This window comes from Variovorax sp. GW458-11-26-14-LB1 (genome assembly GCF_059423965.1).
Genome location: NZ_JBWKYW010000003.1, coordinates 57,134 through 83,147, shown reverse-complemented (window position 1 = coordinate 83,147; position 26,014 = coordinate 57,134). Strand labels below are relative to the sequence as shown.

Annotated in this window: 25 protein-coding genes and 2 tRNA genes; 16 read left to right on the top strand and 11 right to left on the bottom strand. The window is 68.9% G+C overall.

Features of this window, described 5'->3' with window-relative positions:
- The first annotated feature begins 1 nt into the window (after position 1).
- The 6 genes from AC07YS_RS03215 to AC07YS_RS03190 all read left to right on the top strand — a co-directional run bounded on the left by AC07YS_RS03215 (position 2) and on the right by AC07YS_RS03190 (position 2,945).
- Entirely contained in the window at positions 2-265 is a 264-nt protein-coding gene (locus tag AC07YS_RS03215; protein WP_495267470.1) for a UBP-type zinc finger domain-containing protein, read from the top strand.
- 101 nt (positions 266-366) lie between these two features.
- Positions 367-1,071 (top strand): glutathione binding-like protein, encoded by a 705-nt coding sequence (locus AC07YS_RS03210; protein WP_095745562.1) that lies wholly within the window; start codon positions 367-369, stop codon positions 1,069-1,071.
- Positions 1,072-1,106: 35 nt separating this feature from the next.
- A tRNA-Pro gene (locus AC07YS_RS03205) sits at positions 1,107-1,183 on the top strand.
- Positions 1,184-1,513: 330 nt separating this feature from the next.
- A complete protein-coding gene (locus AC07YS_RS03200) occupies positions 1,514-1,699 on the top strand; it encodes a hypothetical protein (protein WP_139140528.1) in 186 nt (61 codons plus the stop codon).
- Positions 1,700-2,258: 559 nt separating this feature from the next.
- Positions 2,259-2,335, top strand: a tRNA-Arg gene (locus AC07YS_RS03195).
- A gap of 322 nt (positions 2,336-2,657) precedes the next feature.
- Positions 2,658-2,945 (top strand): hypothetical protein, encoded by a 288-nt coding sequence (locus AC07YS_RS03190; protein ID WP_492734800.1) that lies wholly within the window; start codon positions 2,658-2,660, stop codon positions 2,943-2,945.
- A 19-nt stretch (positions 2,946-2,964) separates the two neighbouring features.
- Here the strand turns inward: AC07YS_RS03190 and AC07YS_RS03185 are convergent, their stop codons facing one another.
- The gene (locus AC07YS_RS03185; protein WP_495267469.1) at positions 2,965-3,315 is read right to left on the bottom strand and encodes a hypothetical protein; all 351 of its coding nucleotides are present in this window, start codon (positions 3,313-3,315) and stop codon (positions 2,965-2,967) included.
- Between the two features lie 183 nt (positions 3,316-3,498).
- On the opposite strand from AC07YS_RS03185, the gene AC07YS_RS03180 reads away from it, so the two are divergent.
- Positions 3,499-5,100 (top strand): MORN repeat-containing protein, encoded by a 1,602-nt coding sequence (locus AC07YS_RS03180; RefSeq protein ID WP_495267468.1) that lies wholly within the window; start codon positions 3,499-3,501, stop codon positions 5,098-5,100.
- A 52-nt stretch (positions 5,101-5,152) separates the two neighbouring features.
- Here the strand turns inward: AC07YS_RS03180 and AC07YS_RS03175 are convergent, their stop codons facing one another.
- Positions 5,153-5,692, bottom strand: coding sequence for a hypothetical protein (locus AC07YS_RS03175; protein ID WP_492734803.1), 540 nt, complete (start codon positions 5,690-5,692; stop codon positions 5,153-5,155).
- A 77-nt stretch (positions 5,693-5,769) separates the two neighbouring features.
- Positions 5,770-6,228 carry a hypothetical protein gene (locus AC07YS_RS03170; protein ID WP_492741468.1) on the bottom strand — a complete coding sequence of 153 codons (459 nt, stop codon included), beginning with the start codon at positions 6,226-6,228 and terminating at the stop codon, positions 5,770-5,772.
- Positions 6,229-6,453: 225 nt separating this feature from the next.
- Here AC07YS_RS03170 and AC07YS_RS03165 point away from each other — a divergent pair, with 225 nt between their 5' ends.
- From AC07YS_RS03165 to AC07YS_RS03155, 3 genes are all read left to right on the top strand, one after another.
- Positions 6,454-6,855: a hypothetical protein gene (locus tag AC07YS_RS03165; protein WP_495267467.1), complete on the top strand. Its 402-nt coding sequence runs from the start codon at positions 6,454-6,456 to the stop codon at positions 6,853-6,855.
- A gap of 104 nt (positions 6,856-6,959) precedes the next feature.
- The gene (locus AC07YS_RS03160; RefSeq protein WP_495267466.1) at positions 6,960-9,035 is read left to right on the top strand and encodes a YadA family autotransporter adhesin; all 2,076 of its coding nucleotides are present in this window, start codon (positions 6,960-6,962) and stop codon (positions 9,033-9,035) included.
- 133 nt (positions 9,036-9,168) lie between these two features.
- A complete protein-coding gene (locus AC07YS_RS03155) occupies positions 9,169-10,452 on the top strand; it encodes an acyl-CoA dehydrogenase family protein (RefSeq protein WP_495267465.1) in 1,284 nt (427 codons plus the stop codon).
- Positions 10,453-10,489: 37 nt separating this feature from the next.
- Here the strand turns inward: AC07YS_RS03155 and AC07YS_RS03150 are convergent, their stop codons facing one another.
- On the bottom strand, positions 10,490-10,804 hold the full coding sequence (locus tag AC07YS_RS03150; protein WP_070060970.1) for a hypothetical protein: 315 nt from the start codon (positions 10,802-10,804) through the stop codon (positions 10,490-10,492).
- Positions 10,805-11,120: 316 nt separating this feature from the next.
- Positions 11,121-11,948 carry a crotonase/enoyl-CoA hydratase family protein gene (locus AC07YS_RS03145; RefSeq protein WP_495267464.1) on the bottom strand — a complete coding sequence of 276 codons (828 nt, stop codon included), beginning with the start codon at positions 11,946-11,948 and terminating at the stop codon, positions 11,121-11,123.
- A 104-nt stretch (positions 11,949-12,052) separates the two neighbouring features.
- Between AC07YS_RS03145 and AC07YS_RS03140 the strand changes: the two genes are divergently transcribed.
- Both AC07YS_RS03140 and AC07YS_RS03135 read left to right on the top strand, forming a co-directional pair.
- Positions 12,053-13,930: a PhoX family protein gene (locus tag AC07YS_RS03140; RefSeq protein ID WP_495267463.1), complete on the top strand. Its 1,878-nt coding sequence runs from the start codon at positions 12,053-12,055 to the stop codon at positions 13,928-13,930.
- Positions 13,931-13,972: 42 nt separating this feature from the next.
- Positions 13,973-14,362, top strand: coding sequence for a DUF488 domain-containing protein (locus tag AC07YS_RS03135; RefSeq protein WP_495267462.1), 390 nt, complete (start codon positions 13,973-13,975; stop codon positions 14,360-14,362).
- Between the two features lie 10 nt (positions 14,363-14,372).
- Here AC07YS_RS03135 and AC07YS_RS03130 read toward each other — a convergent pair whose 3' ends face one another.
- The gene (locus AC07YS_RS03130; protein WP_495267461.1) at positions 14,373-14,984 is read right to left on the bottom strand and encodes a glutathione S-transferase; all 612 of its coding nucleotides are present in this window, start codon (positions 14,982-14,984) and stop codon (positions 14,373-14,375) included.
- A gap of 125 nt (positions 14,985-15,109) precedes the next feature.
- Between AC07YS_RS03130 and AC07YS_RS03125 the strand changes: the two genes are divergently transcribed.
- Positions 15,110-15,568, top strand: coding sequence for an Lrp/AsnC family transcriptional regulator (locus tag AC07YS_RS03125; protein WP_095745626.1), 459 nt, complete (start codon positions 15,110-15,112; stop codon positions 15,566-15,568).
- A 3-nt stretch (positions 15,569-15,571) separates the two neighbouring features.
- Here AC07YS_RS03125 and AC07YS_RS03120 read toward each other — a convergent pair whose 3' ends face one another.
- The gene (locus AC07YS_RS03120; protein WP_062481608.1) at positions 15,572-16,474 is read right to left on the bottom strand and encodes an SDR family oxidoreductase; all 903 of its coding nucleotides are present in this window, start codon (positions 16,472-16,474) and stop codon (positions 15,572-15,574) included.
- Between the two features lie 165 nt (positions 16,475-16,639).
- On the opposite strand from AC07YS_RS03120, the gene AC07YS_RS03115 reads away from it, so the two are divergent.
- Entirely contained in the window at positions 16,640-17,512 is an 873-nt protein-coding gene (locus AC07YS_RS03115) for a CoA transferase (protein WP_495267460.1), read from the top strand.
- 6 nt (positions 17,513-17,518) lie between these two features.
- On the opposite strand, the gene AC07YS_RS03110 is transcribed toward AC07YS_RS03115, so the two are convergent.
- From AC07YS_RS03110 to AC07YS_RS03100, 3 genes are all read right to left on the bottom strand, one after another.
- Positions 17,519-19,594 carry an esterase-like activity of phytase family protein gene (locus AC07YS_RS03110; RefSeq protein WP_495267459.1) on the bottom strand — a complete coding sequence of 692 codons (2,076 nt, stop codon included), beginning with the start codon at positions 19,592-19,594 and terminating at the stop codon, positions 17,519-17,521.
- Between the two features lie 142 nt (positions 19,595-19,736).
- On the bottom strand, positions 19,737-20,648 hold the full coding sequence (locus tag AC07YS_RS03105; protein WP_495267458.1) for a hypothetical protein: 912 nt from the start codon (positions 20,646-20,648) through the stop codon (positions 19,737-19,739).
- Between the two features lie 7 nt (positions 20,649-20,655).
- Complete coding sequence (locus tag AC07YS_RS03100) at positions 20,656-21,576, bottom strand: DMT family transporter (RefSeq protein WP_495273689.1); 921 nt, start codon at positions 21,574-21,576, stop codon at positions 20,656-20,658.
- A gap of 291 nt (positions 21,577-21,867) precedes the next feature.
- Between AC07YS_RS03100 and AC07YS_RS03095 the strand changes: the two genes are divergently transcribed.
- Complete coding sequence (locus AC07YS_RS03095) at positions 21,868-22,506, top strand: DUF1294 domain-containing protein (protein WP_495267456.1); 639 nt, start codon at positions 21,868-21,870, stop codon at positions 22,504-22,506.
- A gap of 19 nt (positions 22,507-22,525) precedes the next feature.
- Here AC07YS_RS03095 and AC07YS_RS03090 read toward each other — a convergent pair whose 3' ends face one another.
- Positions 22,526-24,913, bottom strand: coding sequence for a YgiQ family radical SAM protein (locus tag AC07YS_RS03090; protein ID WP_062481079.1), 2,388 nt, complete (start codon positions 24,911-24,913; stop codon positions 22,526-22,528).
- Positions 24,914-25,069: 156 nt separating this feature from the next.
- Between AC07YS_RS03090 and AC07YS_RS03085 the strand changes: the two genes are divergently transcribed.
- A complete protein-coding gene (locus tag AC07YS_RS03085) occupies positions 25,070-26,011 on the top strand; it encodes a bifunctional helix-turn-helix transcriptional regulator/GNAT family N-acetyltransferase (RefSeq protein ID WP_495267455.1) in 942 nt (313 codons plus the stop codon).
- Positions 26,012-26,014: the final 3 nt, after the last annotated feature.

The window sequence follows — 26,014 nt, the reverse complement described above, 5'->3', positions numbered from 1 at the left end:
CATGCCCATCCAAGCCTGCGAACACGTTCCCGCCGACCTCGCGCAGCCGCACACGCCCCGCGGCTGCGAAGACTGCCTGAAGACCGGCGACAGCTGGGTGCACCTGCGCCTGTGCGTGCACTGCGGCCATGTGGGCTGCTGCGACTCGTCGAAGAACCGCCACGCCACGAAACATGCGCGGGCCGAAGGGCATCCGGTGATCCAGTCGATCGAGCCCGGCGAGCATTGGATGTGGTGCAACGCGCACGAGCGGCAGGTGGGGTGACCAGCGGCTGAACGGCCAATGCCCGCACCCGCACGCGTCCGGATGCGCGTGTATATGCTGCCGTTCTCCCGTCACAACCCTCTCACTCCGGAGCCCGCGACATGCCCGCATCGCCCATCGAGGTCTATTCCTGGCCCACGCCGAACGGCCACAAGATTCACATCATGCTCGAGGAGTGCGGCCTGCCGTACCACGCGCACCCGGTGAACATCGGCACCGGCGACCAGTTCGCCCCCGAGTTCCTGAAGATCAGCCCGAACAACAAGATCCCCGCCATCACCGATCCCGACGGACCGGACGGCCAGCCGATCTCGCTGTTCGAATCGGGCGCCATCCTCGTGTACCTCGCGGGCAAGACCGGCAAGTTCCTGCCCACGGGCGACCGCGAGCGCTACGACGTGCTGCAGTGGCTCATGTTCCAGATGGGCGGCGTCGGTCCGATGCTCGGCCAGGCGCACCACTTCCGCATCTACGCGCCCGAGAAGATCGCCTATGCCGTCGACCGCTACACCAACGAGGCCCGGCGCCTGTACGGCGTGATCGACCGGCAGCTGTCCAAGCACAAGTTCATCGCCGGCACGAGCTATTCGATTGCCGACATCGCCATCTTCCCGTGGCTGCGCAGCTGGGAAAACCAGGGCATCACCCTCACCGACTACCCGCACCTGAAGGCCTGGTTCGACGGCATCGCCGCGCGCCCCGCCGTGCAGCGCGGCGTGAAAGTGCTGGCCGACCTGCGCCGCCCGATCACCGATGACAAGGCGCGCGAGATCCTTTTTGGCAAGACACAGTACGAGAAGCGCTGAGCGGCCTCTTATTCGGGCTAGAATGGAAGGCTTGGCGGGGTGTAGCGCAGCCTGGTAGCGCATCTGGTTTGGGACCAGAGGGTCGAAGGTTCGAATCCTTTCGCCCCGACCAAAAGAAAAGTGAAAGCCTGCAACGATGAAAGTCGTTGCAGGCTTTTTTCTTTTCCGGGCCGGTCGCGATCGCCGCGAATCTCACGCCCCTTTAGACGTTTCGTAGCACGACCCACGGCTTTCCGTACATCAGGCAACGCCGCTGCCTTGTTGTTACACCGTCAAGACAACCTTTTTCTTAAGGAACTACCCGCGAGGCCCTCGGCGCTCACGCAGAATCAAGCCAATCGTGATCGTGTTTACAAAGTATGCGGAATCGCGTTTACAAAGCCGAAGAGCTGAGTCAGGGATGGACGTCGCAACAGAACCCTCACCCCTGGACCCTTTTCCGATGCTGAATTACTTTTCCCGCTGTTCTTGCGGCCTCAGGCATCTCGCACGCATCGAGCGCCGGCCATGGATGCGACTCTTTTCGAGCCTGCGCTTCTACCAATGCAGCGCCTGCGGAAAGAAGCAACTGGCGTCCGAACGCGCGGTGAACGACGCGGTCTGGAAGTACCGCTCGGAAAACGTCTGACGCCCCTTCGGCCCCAGCGATCCACAGAGGCATCGGACGGTCGAAACGCCGTCCTTAGCAATCTGTTGCGCGTGCAGCCCTTTCGCTGCATGCCCTGCGCCCCCACAGAATCGAACGCGGGTGCTTCACGGTTGCGCAAACCGCGAAGCAGCGTCGGGGAAAGAGTGTCGACACCTTCCCGGTTTGAACTCTTCTGTGATGCTGCTGAATCTGTTTCTCCGATGTTCCTGCGGCCTGGCCGGCCTTCGCCGCATCGAGCGGCGAACCTGGATGAGGATGCTGCCGGCCCTCAGGTTCTACCGGTGCAGCACCTGCGGCAAGAAGCAGCTCGTGTCGAAGCAGGCCGCCGAGACCGCCAGGGTGTCGTCCCGCGCCGACCCCGCCCTTTCGCCCTCTCAACGACCGCCGCCGAAGGCGTCGTGCATGGAGGGATGTAGGTAGAATCCGCGCTTCCCCGGTCAGAGGCAGAAGCGTCCAGACCGTTGATTTTTCGGGTCTGTTGCCGCCTCGCCGGCGGCCCGAGGACCGAAGGCTCCGGCCCTCGCTTCTCGACCGGAATCTGCCCGTAGCTCAGTTGGATAGAGCACCTGCCTTCTAAGCAGGTTGTCGGGGGTTCGATCCCCTCCGGGCAGGCCATTTGCGTCTCCAACCGCAACGGGTTTCTCCAACTTTTGCGCCGTTGCTCCGCCGGAAGGACGACGCACAGAGCACGCATGCGCGAGCTACCGCCAAGTCGACGCGCTTGCTGCCCACGGATGCGGCAGTAGGTTCAACCCGCCCGTCGCCTGCTCGCTCCCTCGCGGTACACCCCTCCTCCGATCTCTCCCAAGACTGCCCAGTCATCCTCCGAGACGTGATCGCTGCCGTGCTACCGGTATCCGTTGACTCCCACAAATGCGGTATTTGGTTTGCAAAATGGCATGGATAGATTCGGGTCTTCCACCACGAGGAGACGTCGATGAATTACAAGAGCCCGCTATTGGCATTCGGTCTTTTTCTGTACGCCGCCCTTGCGAGCGCCAATGAAGCGCAGCGCGCATGCGGGGACTTCGACAGCGCCGTCATGACAACGCGCGCGCAATGCCAGCGCGAGCGAACACAGGACGACAGAGATTACTGCGCAGCCACCAGGCTCAAGCGCGCCCAAGACGCGCACGCCACGTGCCTTGTTCGATTCAACACCCGGGGAGCGGGGTCCGTTCAAGAAGCCAGGGAGCGCTCAAATCGGATCCGGCGCGAACCCTGAGGTGAGCCATTTTTGCAATTCATGATTGATTCAACGGGGTTTTATAGGAGTTCATATGATTCGATTTTCTCTCGCTATCTTGCTGGCATTCGTCTCCTCTCATGCACTCGCCAGCAATTGGACGACATCCATGGACAACAAAAGAAAATGTGAAACTGCCGCTCATGAGGCTGAGAAGAATCGCCGACCGATGGCGGCCAACCATTACAAGCAATGCGCCAAGGACTTTCAGACTGCTGCCCAATATTTTCGGGAGAATGACCAGGCGTACAACGGGAAAACGGCTTTTCAGCGTGGGCTTGACCAATACAACCGGGGGAACATGCAATAGCCAATATGCCTCGGTGCGCTGATCGAGAAGATCGGCCACCAGGCTGAGTTCAGTGGCCCAATTTTTCTCTCCTCAGGACCACCCTTGCCCGCCGTCGTGCGGGCTTTTTCTTGGCCAGCGCAGTCCCAGCCCACTGGTTTCCGTGGACTCCCACAAAAGAGGTATTTCGCTTGCAAATCGAGCGACTAGATTCGACTGGTCTCACATCGAGGGGATGACGCCATGACGATAAAGACCACCGCGCAAGAACCTAACGCCACCTCCAACCGCCGAGGTCGGCATGGCCCCTTGCACGCGATCCAGATCCCCACCCACTTCCTGTCGGTGCTCGTCCTCTCGGCCTGTGTACTGGCTGTTCCTGCGGACGCTCGGGCTCAAGTCAATCCCGAGATCGCCAACTGCACCGAGCTCAAGGACGAGGCCACAGTCACCCAGGCCGATCTCTGCGCCGCGCATGTCGGCTGCCGCTTCGTGCTGAACGTGCAAAAGACCTGCGCACGCGCCAAGAGCTACCTGGAGCGGCTGCAGGCTGCCATTGGCGAAGGCACGCGCACGCTGCTGTTCGGCTATCGCAAGGAAGTCACACCCGATGCCATCTTCACGGCAGAGCTGAACAGCGAGGAGCGCAGCAACGAGCGTGCGCTGGGCGCCCGGCCCGACGTCCAGCCCCGTGCACAGGACATCGGCAACCGCGTGCGCGATGCGGGCACCGGCGATACCCTGAGCGGCAATGGCAAGAACGGCACCACCTGGGTCTACTACGGCCAGACCCGGGACGGCCAGGAAGAAGGCACCGGCACGACGATCTTCTCCAGCGGCGAGATCCAGCGCGGCCAGTACCGGCAAGGCGAGAGGCAGGGGGCATTCGACGTCCTGCACCCCACCGGCGACCGGTTCGTGGGCGAGTATGTGAACGGCAAGCGTGTCGGCGCGGGCGCGTACGGCTTCAAGAACGGCGCCACCCTGGTCGGCCGCTGGACCGACACAGGCGCCGTGCAGGGCACCTTCACGCGCGCCGACGGCTCCCGCTTCGAGGGCCTGCGCGTGGACGGCAAGTCCGCCCAGGGCCACGAGTACCGCGCCGACGGGTCGCTATCCGAGGAAGGCCGCTACGACAAGGGCGTGCTGTCGGTAGGCGCGCGCATCGACACCGAAGGCAACCGGATCGACGTCAACCTGCCGCGCGACCGCGAGGCCGCCGCACGCGCCGAAGCAGAAAAGAACCGGCTCGCGGCCGAAGCCGAACAGCAGCGCAAACGCGAGCAGGCGGCCCAGGCCGAACAGCAATTCCGAACCAGCCTGCAGACGATGAACCCAGGCCAGCTGTTCGCCCGCGCCGACGAGCTGAACGCCCAGGGCGACCGCGCCCGCGCGCGCGAAGTGCAGCGCACCTTGATGAGCCGCTTCCCCGACCATCCGCTGGCGGCCACGACGGCGCGGCAGATGACGGGTGAGTCGGGTGGCAGCACGGCCGCGGGTGGAGGCTCGTCGTCCGCGGGCACGGCCAACGCGGCCAGCCGCCCTGCCGGGACGCGCCTTTCCAGCCAGACCTGCGAAGCCATGAAGCAGTCGGTCATCGCGACGAAGGTCGCACCCAATGCCTCGATCACCGCCAGCCAGGAAACGGTGATGTTCATGACGAAGACCGTGCTGGACATGATCGCCGCCAACTGCCCCACCGAGCCCGGCGTGACACCCGCCCAGATCGCCGCGGAACGCCAGACGCGCCAGCAGCAATACGCTGCCGCCGAGAACGCCTGCAATGCCGTGCAATCCGGGGGGCGTCGGTGCGTTGCGCAGAATCATTTCGGCCCCGGCCGTTGACGCCTGCGAGCGCAGGCCTCACGGCCTCACGCGCAGCCGCTTTTCGCGGGCCTCAGCACCTTGCCCTGAACTGCTGATCCCGGGCCTCCTTGCGTTGCTCCGCAATCCAGGATTGCGTCGCGCCACTCTGCGGTTGCCGCGCCAAACGGTCGTAGTGGGCCACCCGCTCGTTGAAGTGCGCACAGCGCGACGTGTCGCCACTGGTGCCCGTCACGCCCGGTGACGTCGCACCGCGTTGTTGCGCGGCCTGTTGCTGGACCGCATAGCCCTGCCGGGTTTGCCGGTCGGCCATCTCCACCTGCTGCTCCCACGGCAATCCTGCCGGGACCGGCTCGATGCGCTCGACCAGCGCGCCCCGCTCGCGGCAGTGATTCGGCGACCAGAAACGCCCTCCGCTGTTGCTGACGCAGAGAAACACCTGGGACGCACCTGCGGCCTCGAGATTGCGCACCGGCGGCGACACGTCGACCACGCGGCCACCGCTGCCGCCACACGGCTCACCGCTGTACTGGTTGCCGCATCGATAGACCTGCTGGGCATGGGCCATGCCGCTGGCGATCAGGAGAAGGCTGGCGAGGAAGGTGAGGCGCATGGACGCGATGGTAGTAGCGATGCCTCGCAGTGCACAGGTCATCGACGCCGGCCGCGCCGATGCACCGCGCGCCCCCGTCACACGCCGGCCTTGGCGCCCGCTGGACGCAACGCCTCTCGCGCACGGGCGGAGAGCGGCACGCGCTCGGGCAGCAGCGCCAGCGCCTGCGCCCCGCGCGCCGCAGTGCCCAAATTGGCCACGAAGGTCCGCCGCGCGTCGTGGAACTCGAAGATCAGGTTGAAGGTGCCATAGGCCTCGCGCACGTCGACCTGGCGGATGTCCGCGAAAGGCCGCTCGCGCTGGCGCAGCACGCGGTACACGAGTTGCTCGCTTTCGATGCGCAAGACAGGGTTCAGGCTGTTGGTCGCCAGCGCCACCCACGGCAGTCCGCGCAGGCCAGTGAAGGTGGCCACGACGGGCACCGCGCCGCCCTTGATCGCGAGGGGCGCAGCGCCCGCCCGGGGCGCCTTGGGCGTGCGAAGCTTCTTCCAGAGCCAGTAGAGAAACCAGAACGACAGCCCTTGAAGGACGATCACTCCGACGGTCCCCAGGACGGTCATCCAATCCATCTGCACGTCGCCTTCCTCTGTGACACAGCCTGGGCCCTCCCCCGGCAAGGCGCCATTAAAGCAGAGGGATCCACGCGCCAGATGCGCGCCGTCTGTCATTTGAATTCTGGATTCAATACTGTACATTTAAACAGTATTCTCAAGGAATCCACATGCCGAAGAACGCATCCCAGTCCAACGCGTGGGTGAACCATGACCCAAGCTGAACTCTTCTTCCCCCGGCCGGCAGCGCCGCCCTCGCCCCTCTTCAACTTCCACGAGCCCGCCGCCGCTGCGGCCGCGCTCGAAGACACCGAGGACGAGCCGCGCGACGCCTTTTCCGCCAAGCTGATCGACTACCCCCATTCGTCGGCCGACGCGGTCAGGGTCGCGGAGCAACGCTTCCGGCGCGAACTCGAAAAGCAGCTGGGCGCCGACGTGCTGCCGGCGATGCGCGCCTTCCAGAACGCCAGCGAGTCGAGCGACACCGACCTCACCAAGCGCGAGATCGCGCTGGCCGCGCGCTGGGTCAAGGCCTACGACGCTGCGCGCACGGCGGGCTTTCGCGACCTGGGCGACACCGACGAAGCCTACTTCGAGGTCAAGGCGATCTAGCACCCCGGCGAGGGCTCGTACCAGTTTTCGGTGATGGCTCCCTCGAGGGCAAAAAGACACACTTCGACGCGTTTGTCTTGTTTGCTTTCACAGGGGAAGAGTCCATGCCGATCCACGTCCACATCCACGGTGTCCATGGACAACCGCCGCGCGTCCGCGCCCTTCGGCACTTGGCCGCCGTGGCCTTGCTGGTTGCCGGCAGTGTCCATGCGGCCGGCCTGGTCCACGGCAACGTGGGCAATGCGGGCGCGTGGGATTCGGGTGCATCCGGCGGTGTCGGCGGAAGTGCCGCCTCGGCCTCTGGCGACGGTGCCACAGCGCTGGGTGCGGGCGGCGATGGCGGTGTGGGAACGTCCGGCGGAGCCGGCGGCACGGGAGGGTCCGGCGCCAGCACCACCGCAAGCGGCACGACGGCCATCGGAGGCGGAGGCACCGGTGGAGAGGGCAGCGCAGGCGGCACAGGCGGCACCGGAGGACGTGGCGCCCAGGCATCGGCCAGCGGGGCGATCGCGCTCGGCGCGGGAGGCACCGGCGGTAACGGTTGCTGCGGCTTTGGCGGCCAACCGGGCGGCGGCGGCGCACGGGCATCGGGCGACGCCGCCGTCGCCATCGGCAGCGCCTTGGGCACCCAACAGGGCGCCCAGGCCTCCGGCAACGGCAGCACCGCCATCGGCGGCGCGAGCGACACCGCCTCGGGTGCGGCGGCGCAGGCCACGGGCAGCGTGGCGATCGGCTCCGGCAGCCGGGTCGCGAACGGTGCGAACGGCGGCGTGGCCATCGGCGCGAACTCGGTCGCCACATCGGCCAACACCGTGTCTTTCGGCAGCACGGGACAGACGCGTGCCTTGGTCAACGTCAGCGCCGGCGCGGTGAACGCCACCAGCACCGATGCCGTCAACGGCGGCCAGCTGTACACCGTGCGGCAGGCCGCGGACACCGCACAGGCCGCGGCCTCCGCGGCCAATGGCACGGCCGTCCTCGCGAGGGACGCCGCGAGCGCGGCGCAAGGTACCGCCAACACCGCTCTGGGCGCCGCGCAAACCGCGCAGGCCGCGGCGGTGGCCGCCCAGGGCACGGCCAACACCGCGACCACAGCCGCAGCCACGGCCCAGGGCACCGCCAACACGGCCCAGGGCACCGCCAACACGGCCCAGGGCACCGCCAACACGGCCCTCGGCGCGGCGCAAGGTGCGCAAGCCAGCGCCACGGATGCCAAGGCCACCGCCGTCGCTGCGCAAGGCACGGCCAACACCGCACTGGGCGTGGCGAACAACTCCGTGCAGTACGGCGCGGGCGGTGCCCAGGTCGCGCTGAACGCCAACGGCGGCGCCGGCACCACGCTGAGCAACGTGCGCGCGGGCGTCGCCGCCACCGACGCTGCCAACGTCGGCCAGCTGCAGCAGGTGCAGCAAGGCGCGCTGACCACGGCCAACACCTTCACGATGCAGCAGATCGCCGCCTTGCAGGGCGTCATGAACCAGGCGCTGTCCAACGGCCTGTGCAGCTTCAGCGGCGGCAACGTGACCTGCGGCACCGGCACGCAGGCCACGGGCACGGGCGCCACGGCGCTGGGCACCAACGCCACGGCCCAGGGCGACAACACCACGGCGATCGGCAACGGGGCGCAGGCGCGCTACGCAGGCTCGGTGGCGATCGGCGCGGGCGCGAAGGCGCTGGCCGATCCGACGACCGCCGTCGGCAACGACGCCATCGCCACGGGCAACAACGCGGTGGCACTGGGCGCCAACACGCTGGCCGCGGGATCGAACTCGGTCGCCCTCGGCCAGGGCTCGGTGGCCACGCGCGACAACTCGGTGTCGGTGGGCAATGCCGCCACCGGCCAGACGCGCAGCATCGCCAACGTGGCGCCCGGCGTGCTGCCCACCGACGCGGTCAATCTGCAGCAGGCGCAGCAGCTGACGGCGGCCGCGGTGTCCGAGGCGCGCAGCTTCGCGGCCAAGGGCGTGGCCGCGGCGATGGCGATGGGCGATGCGCCGATGCCGTCCGCACCGGGCAAGACCAGTTGGGCCGCGCAGCTGGCGAACTACAAGGGCCACTCCGCGATGGGTGCCAGCGTCGTGCACCGCCTCGCGACGGACATGCCGCTGGCGCTCTCCGCCGGGGTCAGCGGCTCGAGCGGATCGGTGGGCGTGCGCGTGGGGCTGAAGGGCGAGTTCTGACGCGAGGGCGCAGCTCACCCGCCGCGCATAAGAAAACACGAAAAGCGTATTTCCCAGCGACGGCCTGGCACGGGCACAGTCGCACGCCTGTATCGCTCTTTTCCGGCGCGCCCTCGGGGCCGCCCGGCTCTCCATGGCATCCATCCACGACACGCCGACGCGCCCCGCCGCGCCCACGGCTCCCGCCCGCTCTTCCACCCTCGCACCTTCGTCTCAGCAACTCGCCGAGCGCTTCCGCCCCGTCTTCGCACGCATCGCCGAACACGCGGCACAGCGCGAGAACGACCGCGAACTGGCCTACGCGCCGGTGGCCTGGCTCAAGGCCGCCCGCTTCGGCGCACTGCGCGTGCCGCTCGCGCACGGCGGCCTGGGCGCATCGGTCGAGCAGCTGTACGACCTGCTGATCGAACTCGGCGAGGCCGACTCCAACCTGCCGCAGATCCTTCGCGCGCACTTCGGCTTCATCGAGCGCCTGTTCGCCGAGATCGACCCCGTGCTGCACGGCCCGTGGATGCGCCTGGCGGCCGACGGCGTGATCTTCGGCAACGCCACCACCGAGCTCGGCGAAGGCGCGCTCGGCGCGCTGCAGACCACGCTCACGCGCGACGCGCAGAGCGCCGACACATGGCGCCTGGACGGCGACAAGTTCTACAGCACCGGCACGCTCTACGCCGACTGGATCTCGGTCGCGGCCCAGCGCCTGAACGACGACGGCAGCAGCGACCGCGTGATCGCGCTCGTGCCGGCGGAGGCCGCGGGTGTCGAGCGTGTCGACGACTGGCGCGGCTTCGGCCAGCGCCTGAGTGCCTCGGGCACGACGCGCTTTCGCCAGGTGCGCGTGAAGCCCGAGCACGTGCTGCTGTACGTGCGCGACCAGCCCACGCCGCTCACCGCGCATTTCCAGCTCACGCACCTGGCGACGCTGGCGGGCATCGCACGCGCCATCGTGCGCGATGCCGTGGCCTTCGTGCAGCCGCGCAAGCGCGTCTACAGCCACGGCAGCGGCGCCACGCCGCGCGAAGACCCGCTGGTGCAGCAGGTGATCGGCCAGCTCGCGAGCACGGCCTTCGTGGCGGCGTCGACGGTGCAGGCGGTAGCACGCGGCCTGGGCGAGGTCGACCGCCACCTGCAGCGCGGCGAGGCCGTGCCCGAGCAGCTGCTGTTCGAGGTGGAGCTGAACACCGCCAAGGCGCAGGCCGGCATCGTCGATGCGGTGCTGCAGGCGGGCACGCGGCTGTTCGACATCGGCGGCGCCTCTGCGCTGCAGGAAGACCGGCGGCTCGACCGACACTGGCGCAATGCGCGCACGCTGGCGTCGCACAACCCGACGATCTACAAGGGACGCGTGGTGGGCGACCACCTGCTCAACGGTGCGCGGCCGACCTTCTACTGGGCGGTCGGCGCCATCGCGAGCTGAGACGGAAAGAAAGAAGGAAGAAGCCGCGAGGCGGTGTTCAGACCCGCGGCAGCGCCGCGAGAAAGGTCGACACCACGATGGCAGCCGCGCGATCGAGCTGCAGGATGTCGGCGACGTCGAAGGCGTTCGGCGCCGTGTGGCCGCTGGTGCCGAGCGGCTTGCGGATTTCGACCAGCACTTCGGCGGCGAGTTCGCGATCGCTGCGCGGACGGCCGTCAGGGTGCATCACCCACTCGTCGACCTGCTCGATGGGGATGCTGCGAAACACCCCCACGATCGGGACGTACTTGTAGCGGTCCTCGCCCACGAGGATGGGCACGCTGAGATTGCAAAAAAACGTATTCGTCGACATGCGGAACGCCGTCGCTAGCCAAAGCAAAAGTTGATTAATTGTTTTCGAGTGTGACTCCGATAGTCATTTTCCCGACCGAGGGCATACGGCAAGACGTGACCTTCTGCACACAAAGTGCGGTCAATTCCGCCGAATTACTCGGGAAAACAACTACTTAATTCTTACACAAAGACACGGATGGCGCGCTTTGTGTACGATTTTTGGCATACGAAATGTTGCGACCGCCACCTCGGCCGGCCGAAACGGGCGCGCAAACAGCTGCGCCTCGCGGTGTCCGCACCGCGAGGAACGCAGGAAAAAACGAGAAGAAAAAAGCTCAGGCCGGCGCGCTGAACTGCGGCGCCCGCCGCTCGATGTTGGCCTTCACGGCCTCGAGCTGGTTGGGGCTGCCGATCAGCGCCTGCTGCTCGACCGACTCGGCGATCAGCAGCTCGGCGGCGCTGTGCGCGAGCGACGCGTTCAGCAGCCGCTTGCCGGCGCGGATCGCGTCGGGGCTCTTGGCGGCGATCTCGTGCGCCATCTGCAGCGCCTCGGCCAGCGGGTCGGCGGCCACGCGCGTGGCCAGGCCCAGGCGCACGGCCTCCTCGCCCGAGAAGATGCGGCCGGTGAAGGTGAGTTCGCGCACGACGTCGGTGCGCGCCAGTTCGCGCATCAGCACCATGCCCGCCATGTCGGGCACGAGGCCCCACTTGATCTCCATCACCGACAGCTTGGTGTCGGCCGCCACGAGCCGGATGTCGGCGCCCAGCGCCACCTGCAGCCCGCCGCCGAAGGCCACGCCGTGCACGGCCGCGATGACCGGCACCGGCACTTCGCGCCACACCATCGCCACCTGCTGCGCGGCATTCGAGAGGCCGTGCGTGCGCGCGACCAGGTCGGTGCCGCCGGCCGCGGCGCCCAGCACGTCGCTGGCGGCGCCCTGCCCCATGCGTTCGAACGACGCCATGTCCAGCCCCGCGCAGAAGGCCTTGCCGCGGCCCGCGATGACCACGGCGCGCACGCTCTTGTCGCCCCGCAGCGTCTCGCCCGCCTGGACCAGCGCGTCGAACATCGCGGGGTCGAGCGCGTTCATCTTGTCGGCGCGCGCCAGCTGCAGTTCCACCACGCCGTCGGCGTGGCGGGTCCATTCGATACGGTCGCTCATTGCATGTCTCCTGTCGGTGTCCGGGTATCGGCTCAGTATCGCGCGACCGGGCCGCTGGGCGATGATGCGCACTGTCGCCGACCCAACACCTCCGCCGCCTCGCCATGCCTCTGGACCGCCGTCACTTTCTCCTGCAATCGGGCGCCACCGCCGCCGTCGTCGCGCTGTTCGGCCAGGGCTGCGCGCGCTCGCAGTTGCCGCCTTCCACGGGGGTGACGAACCCGTCGGGCTTCTTCACCAGCGTGCCCATTTCGCAACGCGATGCGGTGGTGGTGCCGCCGGAATACGAGTGGCAGATGCTCTACCCCTGGGGCGCGCCCACGGGCGTTGCGGGCCGCATGCCGGCCTTCGCGCCCGACGCCGGCAACAGCGCCGACGAGCAGGCCCTGCAGGCGGGCATGCACCACGACGGCATGCACTTCTTCGCGCTCGATGCGCGCGGCGAACGCGGCCTGCTGGTGATGAACCACGAATACACCGACGAGCAGCTGCTGCACACCGACGGCGTGAAGGCCTGGAACGCCGACAAGGTCCGCAAGTCGCTGCATGCGATGGGCGTGTCGGTGATCGAAGTCCGCCGCACGCAAGAGGGCTGGCGCCAGGTGCTGCCCTCGACCTACGCGCGCCGCGTGCACGGCCGCACGCCGATGCGCATCGCCGGCCCCGCCGCGGGCACGCCATTGATGCGCACCGCCGCCGACCCGGCGGGCACCACCGTCTTCGGCACCTTCGCCAACTGCGCCATGGGCGTCACGCCCTGGGGCACCTACCTGACCTGCGAGGAGAACTTTCATGGCTACTTCGGCGGCCCGAAGGAGGCAGCCAAGAATGCGACACCCGCGCAGCGCCGCTACGGCACGGTGCCGGGCGCGCAGTGGGTGGAGTACTGGCGCTTCGACGAACGCTTCGACCTGAGCCGCCACCCGAACGAGCCGCACCGCTTCGGCTGGGTGGTCGAGATCGATCCCTTCGACCCCGAGTCGGTGCCCGTCAAGCGCACCGCGCTCGGCCGCAAGCGCCAGGAAAGCGCGACCTGCACCGTCACCAAGGACGGCCGCGTGGTGGTCTACATGGGCGACGACGCGCGCTTCGAATACATCTACAAGTTCGTGAGCCGCGACCCCGTGCGCCCCGGCACCGATGCCGCCGCGCGCGCCGCCAACCGGCACCTGCTCGACGAGGGCACGCTGCATGTCGCGCGCTTCGACGCCGATGGGCGCGGGCGCTGGCTTGAACTCGTGCACGGGCGCCACGGCATCGACGCCGCCAGCGGCTTCGCCAACCAAGCCGAAGTGCTGATCCACGCGCGGCTGGCGGGTGACATCGTCGGCGGCACGAAGATGGACCGCCCTGAATGGATCGCCGTGCATCCGCACAGCGGCGAGGTGTACGTCACGCTCACCAACAACTCGCAGCGCGGCGACCTCGGCAAGCCCGGCGCCGATGCCGCCAACCCGCGCGCGCCCAACTTCTTCGGCGGCATCCTGCGCTGGCGCGAGGACGGCGGCGACGCGGCCAGCACCACCTTCGCCTGGGACCACTACGCACTCGCAGGCGACCCCGCGCAGCCCGGCGCCGGCACCCGCTACCCCGGCGACCACGCCGACGCGTTCGGCTGCCCCGACGGGCTGCACTTCGACAGCGGCGGGCTGCTGTGGATCCAGACCGACATGAGCGGACAGTCCATGGGCAAGCCGCCCTATGCCGCGCTCGGCAACAACCAGATGCTGTGCGCCGACCCGGCCACGGGCCGCATCCAGCGCTTCCTCACGGGGCCCAACGGCTGCGAGATCACGGGCTGCGTGGTCACGCCCGACCGGCGCACGCTGTTCGTCAACATCCAGCACCCGGGCGAGTCGCGCGACGACGGCGACGCGAAGCACAACAGCGCCTGGCCCGACGCCGCGGTGCCCGGCAGCGCGCGCCCGCGCTCGGCCACGCTGGCGATCCGCCGGCGCGACGGCGGTATCGTCGGCACCTGACAGTCGAACACATCACAACAACAGCCCCAGGAGATCCCCGTCATGAGCATCCGCATCGTCCGCCTCGGCACCCCGCGCGCACCCGGCGAGGGCCTGCGCATCGGCACCGTGCGCCGCCCGCCGCGTGGCGTGCCGAAGACCGAGTTCGCCTCGCAGAACTGGTACGACGTGTGGTACCCCAACCTCGCGCCGTCGGCCGAGACGATGAAGCTGGGGCAGGAAGCCGAGACCCCGGCGCAATGGAACGCCTTCATGCGCAAGTACAAGGCCGAGATGGCCGAGACCGACGCCAGCCGCAGCCTCGACCTGCTCGCGGCGCTCTCGCACACCGCTGCGCTGGCGGTCGGCTGCTACTGCGAGGACGAGTCGCGCTGCCACCGCTCGCTGCTGCGCGGCCTGCTCGCCGAGCGCGGGGCGGACATCGCGGCCTGAGCGCGGTCGCTCAGACCAGCGGCGCGCCGACGAACACGGGCAGTTGCTCTGCCTGCGCCGTGTAGGCGGCGAGCAGCGGAAAGTCCGACGGGCGCACCGCGTCGGGCAGGATGAACTGCGTGAAGGTCCAGGCCACCGCCGCCGAAATGCCGCCCTGCGTGATCGTTTTTTCTGCGGGTGCCGCCAGCGGCGCAGCCGCCAGTTCGCGCTCCACCTCGGCATAGGCCGTATTCAGCTGGCCCTGCACGCGATCGACCCACGGCTGGTGCTGCTTCTCGCTGGGCCGCAGGTTGCGCTCGTAGACGATCTGCACCGTCTTCTCGCAGGCCGCGAGCGCGAGCCCCGTGAGGCGCAGGTCGCGCAACCGATCGGCCGGACCGGCAGGAAACAGACTGCGGCCGGCGGCCGCTTGCGCATGGTCGATGATGAGCGTCGAATCCATCAGCACCGTGCCGTCGTCGCACACCAGCGTCGGGGCCTTCACCACCGGGTTGATCGCGCGGAACTGCTCGAAGGTGCTGAAGACCGAGATCGAGCGGTGCTCGAAACCGAGGCCGAGCAGGCGCAGCGAGATCGCGGCGCGGCGAACGAAGGGCGAGTCGAGCATGCCGACGAGTTGCATGGGGTCTCCTGGAAAAAGATGACCGCCACCATAGTGCCGGCGCCGCGCGCGCAGAAGGGCAACCCATCGAAAATCGGCGCACCTTACCGATCGATCATCGGTCCCCTCTTCTTTCGCCGCACGCCATGACCCTCGACAAGAAAGACCGCCTCATCCTCGAAGCCCTGCAGACCGACGCGCGCCAGAGCCTGGCCGCGATCGGCAAGCGCATCGGCCTGTCGCAGCCGGCGATGAGCGAGCGCGTGCGCAAGCTCGAGCATGCGGGCGTGATCGAGGGCTACGGCGCGCGCGTGAACCTGCGCGCGCTGGGCGTGGGACTGGAGGCCATCATCCGCATCGACACCACGCACGCGGCCATTGCGCGCTACCTCGCGCTCTTCGAGGCCATGCCCGAAGTGCTCGCGGTGGACCGCGTGACCGGCGCCGACTGCTTCTTCGTGCGCTGCGCCATCGCCGAGCCGACCGACCTGGAGCGCGTGGTGGATGCGCTCGCGGTCGACGGTTCGGTGACCACCTCGCTCGTGCTGTCGAGCCCCGTGCGCAAGCTGGTCACCGTGGGTGCGGCAAAGGCGCCGCGCAAGTAACTTTCAGCGCTGCGCCTTGTCCTTCTGGTTCTGCGCCTCGATGCGTTCGCGCGCGGCCAGCCAGTCGGCGTCGCTCCACTCGCGCAGCTCGTAGAAGTTGCCGCCGGTGGCCAGCGCATTGCCACCGTCCATCATGATGCTCTGGCCCGTGAGCCAGTCGCACTGGCCCGGCGCCATCAGGAAGGACGCGAGGTTCTGCAGCTCACTCATGCGGCCCACGCGCGCCATCGGGTTGGTCTTGATGCTGCGCGCGCCGGGTTCCTCGCCGGGGTTCAGGCGCTTGCTCATGCCTTCGGTCGGGATCTCGCCCGGGCCCACGGCGTTCAGGCGGATGCCGTGGCGCGCCCACTCCACCGCGAGCGACTTGGTCATGACCTCGATGCCCGCCTTGCTCATGGCCGAAGGCACGACGTACGGGCTGCCGTTGTCGACCCAGGTGACGATGATGCTCATCACGCTGCGAAAGGCATCGCCCGGCTTCCACGCGCCCGACTTGGCCTGCGCCACCCAGCGCTTGCCCACCGCCTGCGTCACGTAGAAGCTGCCGTGGAACACGATGTTGGCCACGGCGTCGAAGGCGCGCGGCGAGAGGTTCTCGGTCGGCGAGACGAAGTTGCCCGCCGCGTTGTTGACGAGGCCGGTGAGCCCGCCGCTCTGGAACAGGCTCTCGACCATCTCGTCGACCTGTTGCGCGATGCGGATGTCGACGCCGAAGGCATCGATGCGCCGATCGGGAAACTGCTGGCGCCAGGCGGCGGCGGTTTCTTCGCAGACCGCCTGGCGCCGGCCGCAGATGGCGACGTCAGCGCCCAGGCTCAGGAATCGCTCGGCCATGGCACGGCCGAGGCCGGTGCCGCCGCCGGTGACGAGGATGCGCTGGCCGCGCATCAGGGATGCTTCGAACATGAGGGGTCTCCTTGGCGTTGCGGCAGCGGCAGGAGCGCGTGCTGCCATCGGCCGCATGCTACGACTGCCAGGGCGCCATGGCTTGCGGAATCTGGCTCTGCCGGCGGGTGAAAATGGCCGCGCCCCCCTTCCCTTTCACCCCTGGACCTTCCGGACACACGACCCATGCCCCGTTCCTCCGATGCCTCCTTCCTGCCGCTCGACGGCGTGCGCGTGCTGAGCCTGGCGCTCAACCTGCCGGGCCCCGCCGCGCTGCTGCGCTGCCGCACGATGGGCGCGGCCTGCCTCAAGCTGGAGCCGCCCGGCGGCGATCCGATGGGGCTGTACAACCGGCCCGCGTACACGGCGCTGCACGAGGGCGTGGAGGTCCGCACGGTCGACCTGAAGACAGAGGCCGGCCAGGCGCAGCTGCACGCCGAGCTGGCCCGCACCGACGTGCTGCTGACCTCGTTCCGCCCGTCGGCGCTGCAGAAGCTGAAGCTCGACTGGGCCTCGCTGCAGGCGCGGCATCCGGCGCTGTCGCAGGTCGCCATCGTCGGCGCCCCGGGCGAACGCGCCGAGGAGCCGGGCCACGACCTGACCTACCTCGCCGAGAGCGGCCTCGTCACCGGCACGGCGCTGCCGCCCACGCTGTATGCCGACATGGGCGGCGCGCTGCTGGCGAGCGAGGCGGTGCTGAAGGCCGTGCTGCAGCAGACGCGCCAGCGCGGCGGCGTGTACCTCGAGGTGGCGCTGAACGCCTCGGCCGACTGGCTCGCCCTGCCCCGCACCTGGGGCCTGACGAAGCCCGAAGGTGCGGTGGGCGGCGCGCACGCGGGCTACCGCGTCTATCCCTGTGCCGACGGCCGCGTGGCCGTGGCGGCGCTGGAACCGCACTTCGCCGCGCGCCTGTGCGACGTGGCCGGCGTGGCGCCGCCGGACATGATGGCGCCGGCCACGCACGCGGCACTGGCCACCTGGCTCGCGACGCGCACGCGCGCCGAGCTGGAGGCCATGGGCCGTGAGCGCGACGTCCCGCTGCTCACGCTGGCCGACTGACGGCGCTCAGGACGCCGGCAGGCGCAGTTCGCTCAGCTTGCGGTCGAGCTTGATGAGCCAGATGCGCGTCGGCCGCTCCAGGTCGGAGCCGCGCGTGATGCGCGCCCGGGTTGCGCCCGCGGGGCAGCCGCGGAGCTGGCCGTCGACGGCGGCCGTGCACTCTTCCACGCTGCCGGCCAGGCGGGTGCCATCGGCGGCGAGCAGCACGGTGCCCAGGCCGAAGTCGTTGTCGTTCACCAGCGCCAGGGTCTGGTCGTCGACGATGGTCAGGCCCTCGGCCTTCTCGGCCAGCCAGCCCAGCACGTTGAGGTCGAGCAGCTCGGTCTTGCGCATCGTCACCACGGTCGAATAGTCGGCACCGTTCGACACGGCCTGCGTGATGCTGCTGATCTCCAGGCTGTGGTCGAGGGCCTTGATGTCGGTTGCATTGGCCGGCAGCTCCACCAGCATCAGCTTGTTGAACACCTTGCCGTCGCCCTTGCGCGCCCCCTGCTCGATGACGATGAAGCGGCCGTTGCCCAGGCTCACCATGTCGCCGAGCTTGGCGTTGCCGGTGCGGTCCTTGTCGTACTGGCTGCCGTCGATCGGGTAGGCGTAGAGCTTCGAGGTCTCGGTGGCCGGATCGAACGCGAGCCAGCGCGTGAACTTGGCGATGTGGCGCACGTCGGTGTTGCTGCCGCCCGGCGGCTTGGCCTTGATCGACTTGCCGTTGGCGTCGCGCGGGTCGATCGGGCTCTGCAGGAAGCCGTGCAGCACGCCGCTGGCCGCGTCGAGCGTCAGGCCTTCCATGCCGCGGTTGGGGCGGCGCTGGGCCAGCACGGCCGGCAGGTCGGTGGCGCCGGGGCCGGGTGCGTACTTCTTCTCGATCACGCCGCTGGCGATGTTCAGGCGCGCGATGAACGGGCCGTACTCGTCGCTGGTCCACAGCACGTTGCGCGCCTTGTCGAGCACCAGCGTCTCGGGGTCGAGGCCGTTGGCGTCGTAGCCGGCCTTGGCTTCGTCGAACTTGTACTGGTCGGTCAACGGGGTCTCGCCGGTCGAGCCCACGCCCGAGCGCGGCGGCAGGCCGGTGATCTTCGTGTTCGCTTCGCGCTTGAGCGGCACGCTGGTGCTGAGCACCGCGCCGGTCTTGCCCACGCGCACGATGCCGAAGCTCGGCGCGAACGATGGCGCCGGGAACACCTTGCTGATGCTGGTGACACCGTCGCCGCCGCCGGGCACGGGCGCGGTCGGACCGTCGCCGTTCGGGCCGCGGTCGGTGATGGCGTAGAACTCGAGCGCGCCGTCGTCGGCCTTGCCCTTGAACGCCAGGCCCGAGCCGTAGGCCGGCAGGAAGCCCTGCGGAAAGTCGGCCTTGATGTCCGCGCTGTCGCCCTCGTAGGGCACGTGGAAGCGGGTGTCGGCCTGCAGCTGGTAACGCGTGACGGCGATGCCGATGGCGCCGAGCTGGTTCGTCTGCTTCGATGCTTCGGTGACCGGTGCACCCAGGCGCGAGGCCAGCGTGTCCTCGAAGTGTTCGCGGGCCAGCATGCGGCGGTTCGAGTCGACCATGCGGGCATTGTAGGGAGCGGGCAACGCGGCCAGCACTGCGTTGAGCGCAGTGTGGAAGACGTCGGGCGCGGCGTTGAAATCGAGCGCGCCGGCCGTCAGCGCAGCCTTGAGCGCGGGCGTCAGGCGGATGCCGTTGGCGGGATCGCGGTCCTCGTCGAAGCTCTGCAGCGCGAGCAGGCGGTTGACCACAGCATCGGCCTTCACGTCGCTGCCGCCGGCCAGGGTGAGCGGCGTGATCGCGTCGCCGCATGCGGCGCTGCCCAGGGCCAGCGCGCCGGCGCTGAAGGTGACGGTCTCGCCATCCTTGCAGATGAATTCGCCCTTGGCGTTGGTGGCGGCCTTGGGGGCGCTGCCGGCCACGTAGTCGAGGCCTTCGACTGCGGCATCCAGGAAGGTGCCCGTCTTCGACTGTGCAGCGGGCGGATTGGTCGTGCCGCCGCCCACCGGGAACGACCAGCCGCCCCCGCCGCCGTTGCCGCCGCCGCAGGCGGTCAGCACCGCGCCAGCGCCCACGAGCGCCAGCCATCCCATCCTCGATCCTCTTGTTGTCTTGCGCATTGCTTGTTGTCCTTGTGATGCGCCCGCGCAAAGGCGCAAGCCCCGGCGATTAATGCCGAGGCAGATGACAAGCCCGTGAAATTGCAACCGAAAGGTTGCGGTGGTCGGCGCCTTCTCAGCGACCGCTGCCGTCGCGCTGCCGGTCTTCGCGCTTGACCGCGAGGTAGGTGTCGAGGTCGACCTCGTGCAGCTGGCGCGGGTAGCGCTCGGCCGCCGCGAACCAGTAGCGCTGCCGGCGCTCGGCCGGGTCGTTGGCGCCGGTGGCCAGGTAGGCGTCGAGCGTGAGGAAGTAGCGCATCGCATTGCGCTCCACCAGCCCGCGCAGGCCGCGGATGTACTCGGGCTGCCCGTCGGCGCCCTTGCCCACCACGGTGAAGCCCACCTTGGAACTGCCGAAGGTGGCGAGGTAGGCCTGCGTGGCAAGCCGCACCATCGTGTTGTGGTTGTAGCCGTAGCTGAAGTGCAGGAAGGTCTTGCGCTCGTCGAGCGCCACCGCTTCGAGCCGCACGCGGTAGTTGCTGGTGCCGAACGGGCCGGTGTCGGCCGACATCTCAACCTGCAGGTGCTCGGGCGTGGCGCTGGCCACGCGGTAGGCAAAAGGCAGCTCGAAGGCCTGGTCGACCGGCTTGTCGTAGCGGCGCACCACGAACAGCGTGAGCGTCTCCTTGCCTTGCGGCGAGGTGCTGATGCGGCAGCGCCGGTTGTTGATGTGCAGCGTGAGCAGTTCGCACCAGTGGTCCGAGCCCTTGAGTGCCGCGCTGACCTTCGACAGCGGGTGCTCGACCACAGCGTAGATGTCGCCCTCGAGGCCGCCGGGCGTCTCGGTGGAGTCGAGCTGCACGGGGCGCCCGAAGCGGCTCTGGTCGAGCTTGTCGCTGAGCTTCTGGTGCTCGGCGCGCAGGGCCTGGGCACCCGCGGGCGCGGAGGCCTCGGGGGCCGCCGCCTGCGCCAGCAGCGACACGCCGCAGCAGGCGGCCATCGCCAGGATGCGTTTCCACGAAACCGGCAAGGGGGGCGAACGGCTCATCATGGGGCTACACGATACCCCGGTTCCGCCGCACCAGCAGCAGCATCGCCCCTGCCAGCAGCGCCGCCCCCAGCCATTGGCGCGGCGCCATCGGCTGGGCCAGCCACAGCGCCGCCAGCCATGCCGCCACCAGCGGCTCGACCAGCGTGCCGACCACCGCCGCCGTCGGCGACAGCCGACGCGCGCCCCAGGCGAAGGCCAGGTAGGCGACCGAGGTGGTGGCCACGCCGGTGTAGGCCGCGCCCGTCCATTGCGCCGTGCCCTCGGGCCAGGTGATGCCGTTCGCCACGGCGACGCCGAGCATGCACAGCGCCGCGGCGCTCATGCCCCAGGCGGACGCGGTGACGGCCGGCACCCGCGCCGGCATGCGCGCGTTGCCCAGCACCACCAGCGCATAGCAGACGGCCGAGCCGAAGGACCACGCGAGCCCGACACCGTAGCCCGCCGGCAAGGCGCCCCAGCCAGCGGCCGGCATCACCAGCAGCAGCACGCCCGCCAGCGCCAGCACGAGGCCGCCGAGCAGGCGCGCGCCGAAGGGCTCGTAGCCGCGCAGCACCGACACGCAGGCCACGATCAGCGGCGCGCAGCAGATCGAGATCACCGTCGGCAACGCGGCGCCCAGGTGCGCGATGCCGGCGAACCAGCAGCTCACGTTCAGCGCCATCGCGGCGCCGGTGCCGACGACGTGGCCCTGCTCGCGCCGCGTCAGATGGCGCCAGCCGGCATCGGCGACCGATGAACGCCGCGTCGCCTGCCAGTGCAGCCACCACAGCAGCGGCATGCCCAGCGCGAAGCGCGCCAGCGACAGGCTGTGTGGCGCGATGCCGCCGTCGATCAGGAATTGCGCCACCAGGGCGCCGCCGCCCCAGAGCACGCCGGCCAGCAGCACGCCGCCCCAGGCCAGGGCGGCCGTTGTTCTTGCATTCATGTTGAAACTCTCCGTGAGGCCCGTCGCCTCGGCGTCGCGTCGACGCATTGCCGGGGGCGGGCATGACCATCCGGCCGCCGCCCAGCTCTTCTTCATTCAGCGGAAGAAGGCGGACGGCAGCGACCACTTGCGGGCCTGACGGGCGCGGCGCGAGGCGCGCGCGAACGTCAGCGGCAGGTCGACGAAGGGGGAGAGTGATGCAGGTGCATGAGCGGCCGATGATAGGAGCGGCGCCCCGCGCCCACAAGAGAGAATCGCCCGCATGTGCCCTGCCCTTTTCCCTCGCATGCCATGAAGCGCCAAGGTCGACTCGTTCGTTGGGAGGCCGAGCGCGGCTTCGGTTTCATCCGCAGCCCGGAGGTGTCGGCCGACGTGTTCGTGCACCTGCGCGACTTTCGCGACCGCCAGCTGAAGCCTCAGGTCGGCATGGCGGTGCACTTCGAAGAGATCCATGTCGGCGGCAAGGGGCCGCGGGCGATGGCCGTGGAGGCTGCGGCCTCGGCGGGTGCCGTGCCCCGCGCAGCCTCACGCGCGCAGCCGCGCCGGCCTTCGGGCCGCAGCACGGCCGGCACGCCATGGGGCGCGTGGCTGATCGGGGTCTATGTGCTGGGCCTGGGCGCCGCTGTCTGGCTCGGTCGCCTGCCACTGCTCACACTGGCGGTCGTCGCGGGACTGAGCCTGCTCACCTTCGGGGTCTATGCCTTCGACAAGAGCGCGGCGCAGGCCGGGCGCTGGCGCACACAGGAAAGCACGCTGCACCTGCTCGCCCTCACGGGCGGCTGGCCGGGCGCGTGGTGCGCGCAGCAACTGCTGCGGCACAAGTCGAGCAAGGCGAGTTTCCTGTGGAGGTTCTACGCCACGGTCGCGCTGCATTGCGCGGCGGTGCTGGCGTGGGTGTTCTGGCTATCGAAGCACGCGACCTTCGGCTGACCGCGCCTTCGACCAGGCCTCAACGCACCTTGCGTGAAGGCTTGTTGAGCGGCTTGCCGCCGCTGCCGTTGTCGCGCGGCGGCAGGCCCGTGTGCTGCGTGAGGATGCGGCCCTTGGAGGGCTTCACCGGCGCCAGCCTGACCGGTGCCGCGGCCTTCGCAGCCACCGGCGCGGAGGTCGAGTTCTTGCGGCGCGCGCTGGTGTAGCCGCCATCGGTCAGCGGCTGCCACGTCGGGATGAGGTGGTGCTTGCCGTTGCCGATGAGGTCGGCGCGGCCCATGCTCTTGAGGGCCTCGCGCAGCAGCGGCCAGTTGTTGGCATCGTGGTAGCGCAGGAAGGCCTTGTGCAGGCGGCGGCGCTTGTCGCCGCGCACGATGTCCACCGTCTCGCTCTCGCGCGTGATCTTGCGCAGCGGGTTCTTGTTGGTGTGGTACATCGTCGTCGCCGTGGCCATCGGGCTCGGGTAGAACGTTTGCACCTGGTCGGCGCGGAAGCCGTTCTTCTTGAGCCAGATTGCGAGGTTCATCATGTCCTCGTCGCTGGTGCCCGGGTGCGCGGCAATGAAGTACGGAATGAGGTACTGCTTCTTGCCCGCCTCGGCCGAGTACTTCTCGAACATCTGCTTGAACTTGTCGTAGCTGCCGATGCCGGGCTTCATCATCTTGGTGAGCGGGCCCTGCTCGGTGTGCTCGGGCGCGATCTTCAGGTAGCCGCCGACGTGGTGCTGCACCAGCTCCTTCACGTACTCGGGCGACTGCACGGCCAGGTCGTAGCGCAGGCCGGAACCAATCAGGATCTTCTTGATGCCCTTGAGCGCCCGCGCGCGGCGGTAGATCTTGATGAGCGGGTCGTGGTTGGTGCCCAGGTTCGGGCAGATGCCCGGGTACACGCAGCTGGGCTTGCGGCACGCCGCCTCGATCGCGGGGCTCTTGCAGCCCAGGCGGTACATGTTGGCCGTGGGGCCGCCCAGGTCGGAGATGGTGCCGGTGAAGCCGCTGACCGAGTCGCGGATGGCCTCGACCTCCTTGATGATCGAGTCTTCCGAGCGGCTCTGGATGATGCGGCCCTCGTGCTCGGTGATCGAGCAGAAGGTGCAGCCGCCGAAGCAGCCGCGCATGATGTTCACGCTGAAGCGGATCATTTCCCACGCGGGGATCTTGGTCGCGCCGTCGTGGCTGCCGTTCTCGTCGGCGTAGCGCGGGTGCGGGCTGCGTGCGTACGGCAGGTCGAACACGTGGTCCATCTCGGCCGTGGTGAGCGGAATGGGCGGCGGGTTGATCCACACGTCGCGCGCCGTGGCGCCCTCGCCGTGCGCCTGCACCAGTGCACGAGCGTTGCCGGGGTTGGTCTCGAGGTGCAGCACGCGGTTGGCGTGCGCGTAGAGCACCGGGTCGCTGCGCACCTGTTCGTACGAAGGCAGGCGGATCACCGAGCGGTCGCGCGGCGGCACGGCGATCTTGCCGCGGCCTTGCAGCGCCGGGTTGGGCACGAAGTTCAGCGGCTTGATGGCGGGGTTGACGACCGAGCCCGCAGCGGAGCCCGCGGCTTCGGCGGCCTTGGCGACGGCTTGCGCCTCGTCTTCCTTCGCGCAGGTGGCGCCGTTGGCCTTGGCCTGGTCAGACACCATCAGGTACGGGTTGACGTGCGCCTCGACGCGACCGGGTTCGTCGACGCTGGTGGAGTTGATCTCGAACCAGGCCTCGGGCGTTTCGCGCCGCACATAGGCGGTGCCGCGCACGTCGGTGATCTGCTGCACCGGCTCCTTGGCGGCCAGGCGGTGCGCGATCTCGACGATGGCGCGCTCGGCGTTGCCGTACAGCAGCAGGTCGCACTTGGCATCGACGACGATGGAGCGGCGCACCTTGTCCGACCAGTAGTCGTAGTGCGCGATGCGGCGCAGCGAGCCTTCGATGCCGCCGAGGATGATCGGCACGTCGTTCCAGGCTTCCTTGCAGCGCTGCGAATACACGATGGCCGCGCGGTCGGGGCGCGAGCCGCCGACGTCGCCGGGGGTGTAGGCGTCGTCGCTGCGGATCTTCCGGTCGGCCGTGTAGCGGTTGATCATCGAATCCATGTTGCCGGCCGTGACGCCGAAGAACAGGTTCGGCTTGCCCAGCACCTTGAAGGGCTCGGCGCTTTGCCAGTCGGGCTGCGCGATGATGCCCACGCGAAAGCCCTGCGCCTCGAGCATGCGGCCGATGACCGACATGCCGAAGCTGGGGTGGTCGACGTAGGCGTCGCCCGTGACCACGATGATGTCGCAGCTGTCCCAGCCGAGCGCGTCCATCTCCTTGCGCGAGGTCGGCAGGAACTTGGCCGTGCCGAAACGGGCCGCCCAGTACTTGCGGTAGCTGGTCAGCGGCTTGGCGGCACGCGCAAAAAAGGAGACGTCGACGGGGGCGTTCATCGGTGGGAGCGGACAGCGCCGGGGCGCCGCCTGTGTGGGCAACCCTCGATTTTAGGGTTTTCCAGCATTTCTGTCGCCCTGAAGATCCCTTGCCCCGGGATGCGAGGGCTCTTATTTGATTGCCAAAGTCAATCAATTTGAATGACAATGGCAACCATGCCCACGCCAACGCCCCCCGTCGACCCGTCCGCCGTCAAGGCCATCCGCCGGTTCAACCGCTTCTACACCCGCCGCATCGGCGCCCTCGACCCCTACCTGGGCAGTGACCTGTCGCTGACCGACGTGCGCGTGCTCTACGAGCTGGCGCACCGCGAAACCCCCGTCGCCAGCGAGATCGGGCGCGACCTGGGCTTCGACGCTGGCTACCTCAGCCGCATCCTGCGCCGCTTCGAAACCCACGGCTGGCTCACGCGCGAGCCGCACCCGCGCGACGCCCGCCAGAGCCTGCTGCGCCTGACCGAGGCCGGCCATGCCGCGTTTGCGCCGCTGCAACAGAAATCGCGCGACGAAGCCGCCGCCCTGCTCGCCGCGCTGCCGCCGGCGCAACAAAACCAGCTGGTGCAGGCCATGGACACGGTGCAGTCGCTGCTCGAACCGGCCGCGCCGCCGGCCCGTCCCCAGGCCGCCGTGCTGCGCGACCCGGCACCCGGCGACATCGGCTGGGTGGTGCAGCAGCACGGCGAGCTGTACGCGCGCGAATACGGCTGGGACCACCGCTTCGAAGCGCTCGTGGCGGGCATCGCAGGCGAGTTCCTGCTCAAGTTCCAGCCCGAATGGGAGCGTTGCTGGATCGCCGAGCTCAACGGCGAGCGCGTCGGCGCGATCTTCGTGGTGCGCAAGTCGGCCACCGTGGCGCAGCTGCGCATGCTGATCCTCACGCCGGCCGCGCGCGGGCTGGGCCTGGGCGGACGCCTCGTGGACGAGTGCATCGCCTTCGCGCGCCGCAAGGGCTACAAGAAGATGACGCTGTGGACCAACAGCTGCCTCACGGCCGCGCGCAGCATCTACGCCAAGCGCGGCTTCCAGCTCACGCACTCGGAGCCGCACGAGGGCTACGGGCAGCCGCAGGTGGGCGAGACGTGGGAACTGAAGCTGTAGCGC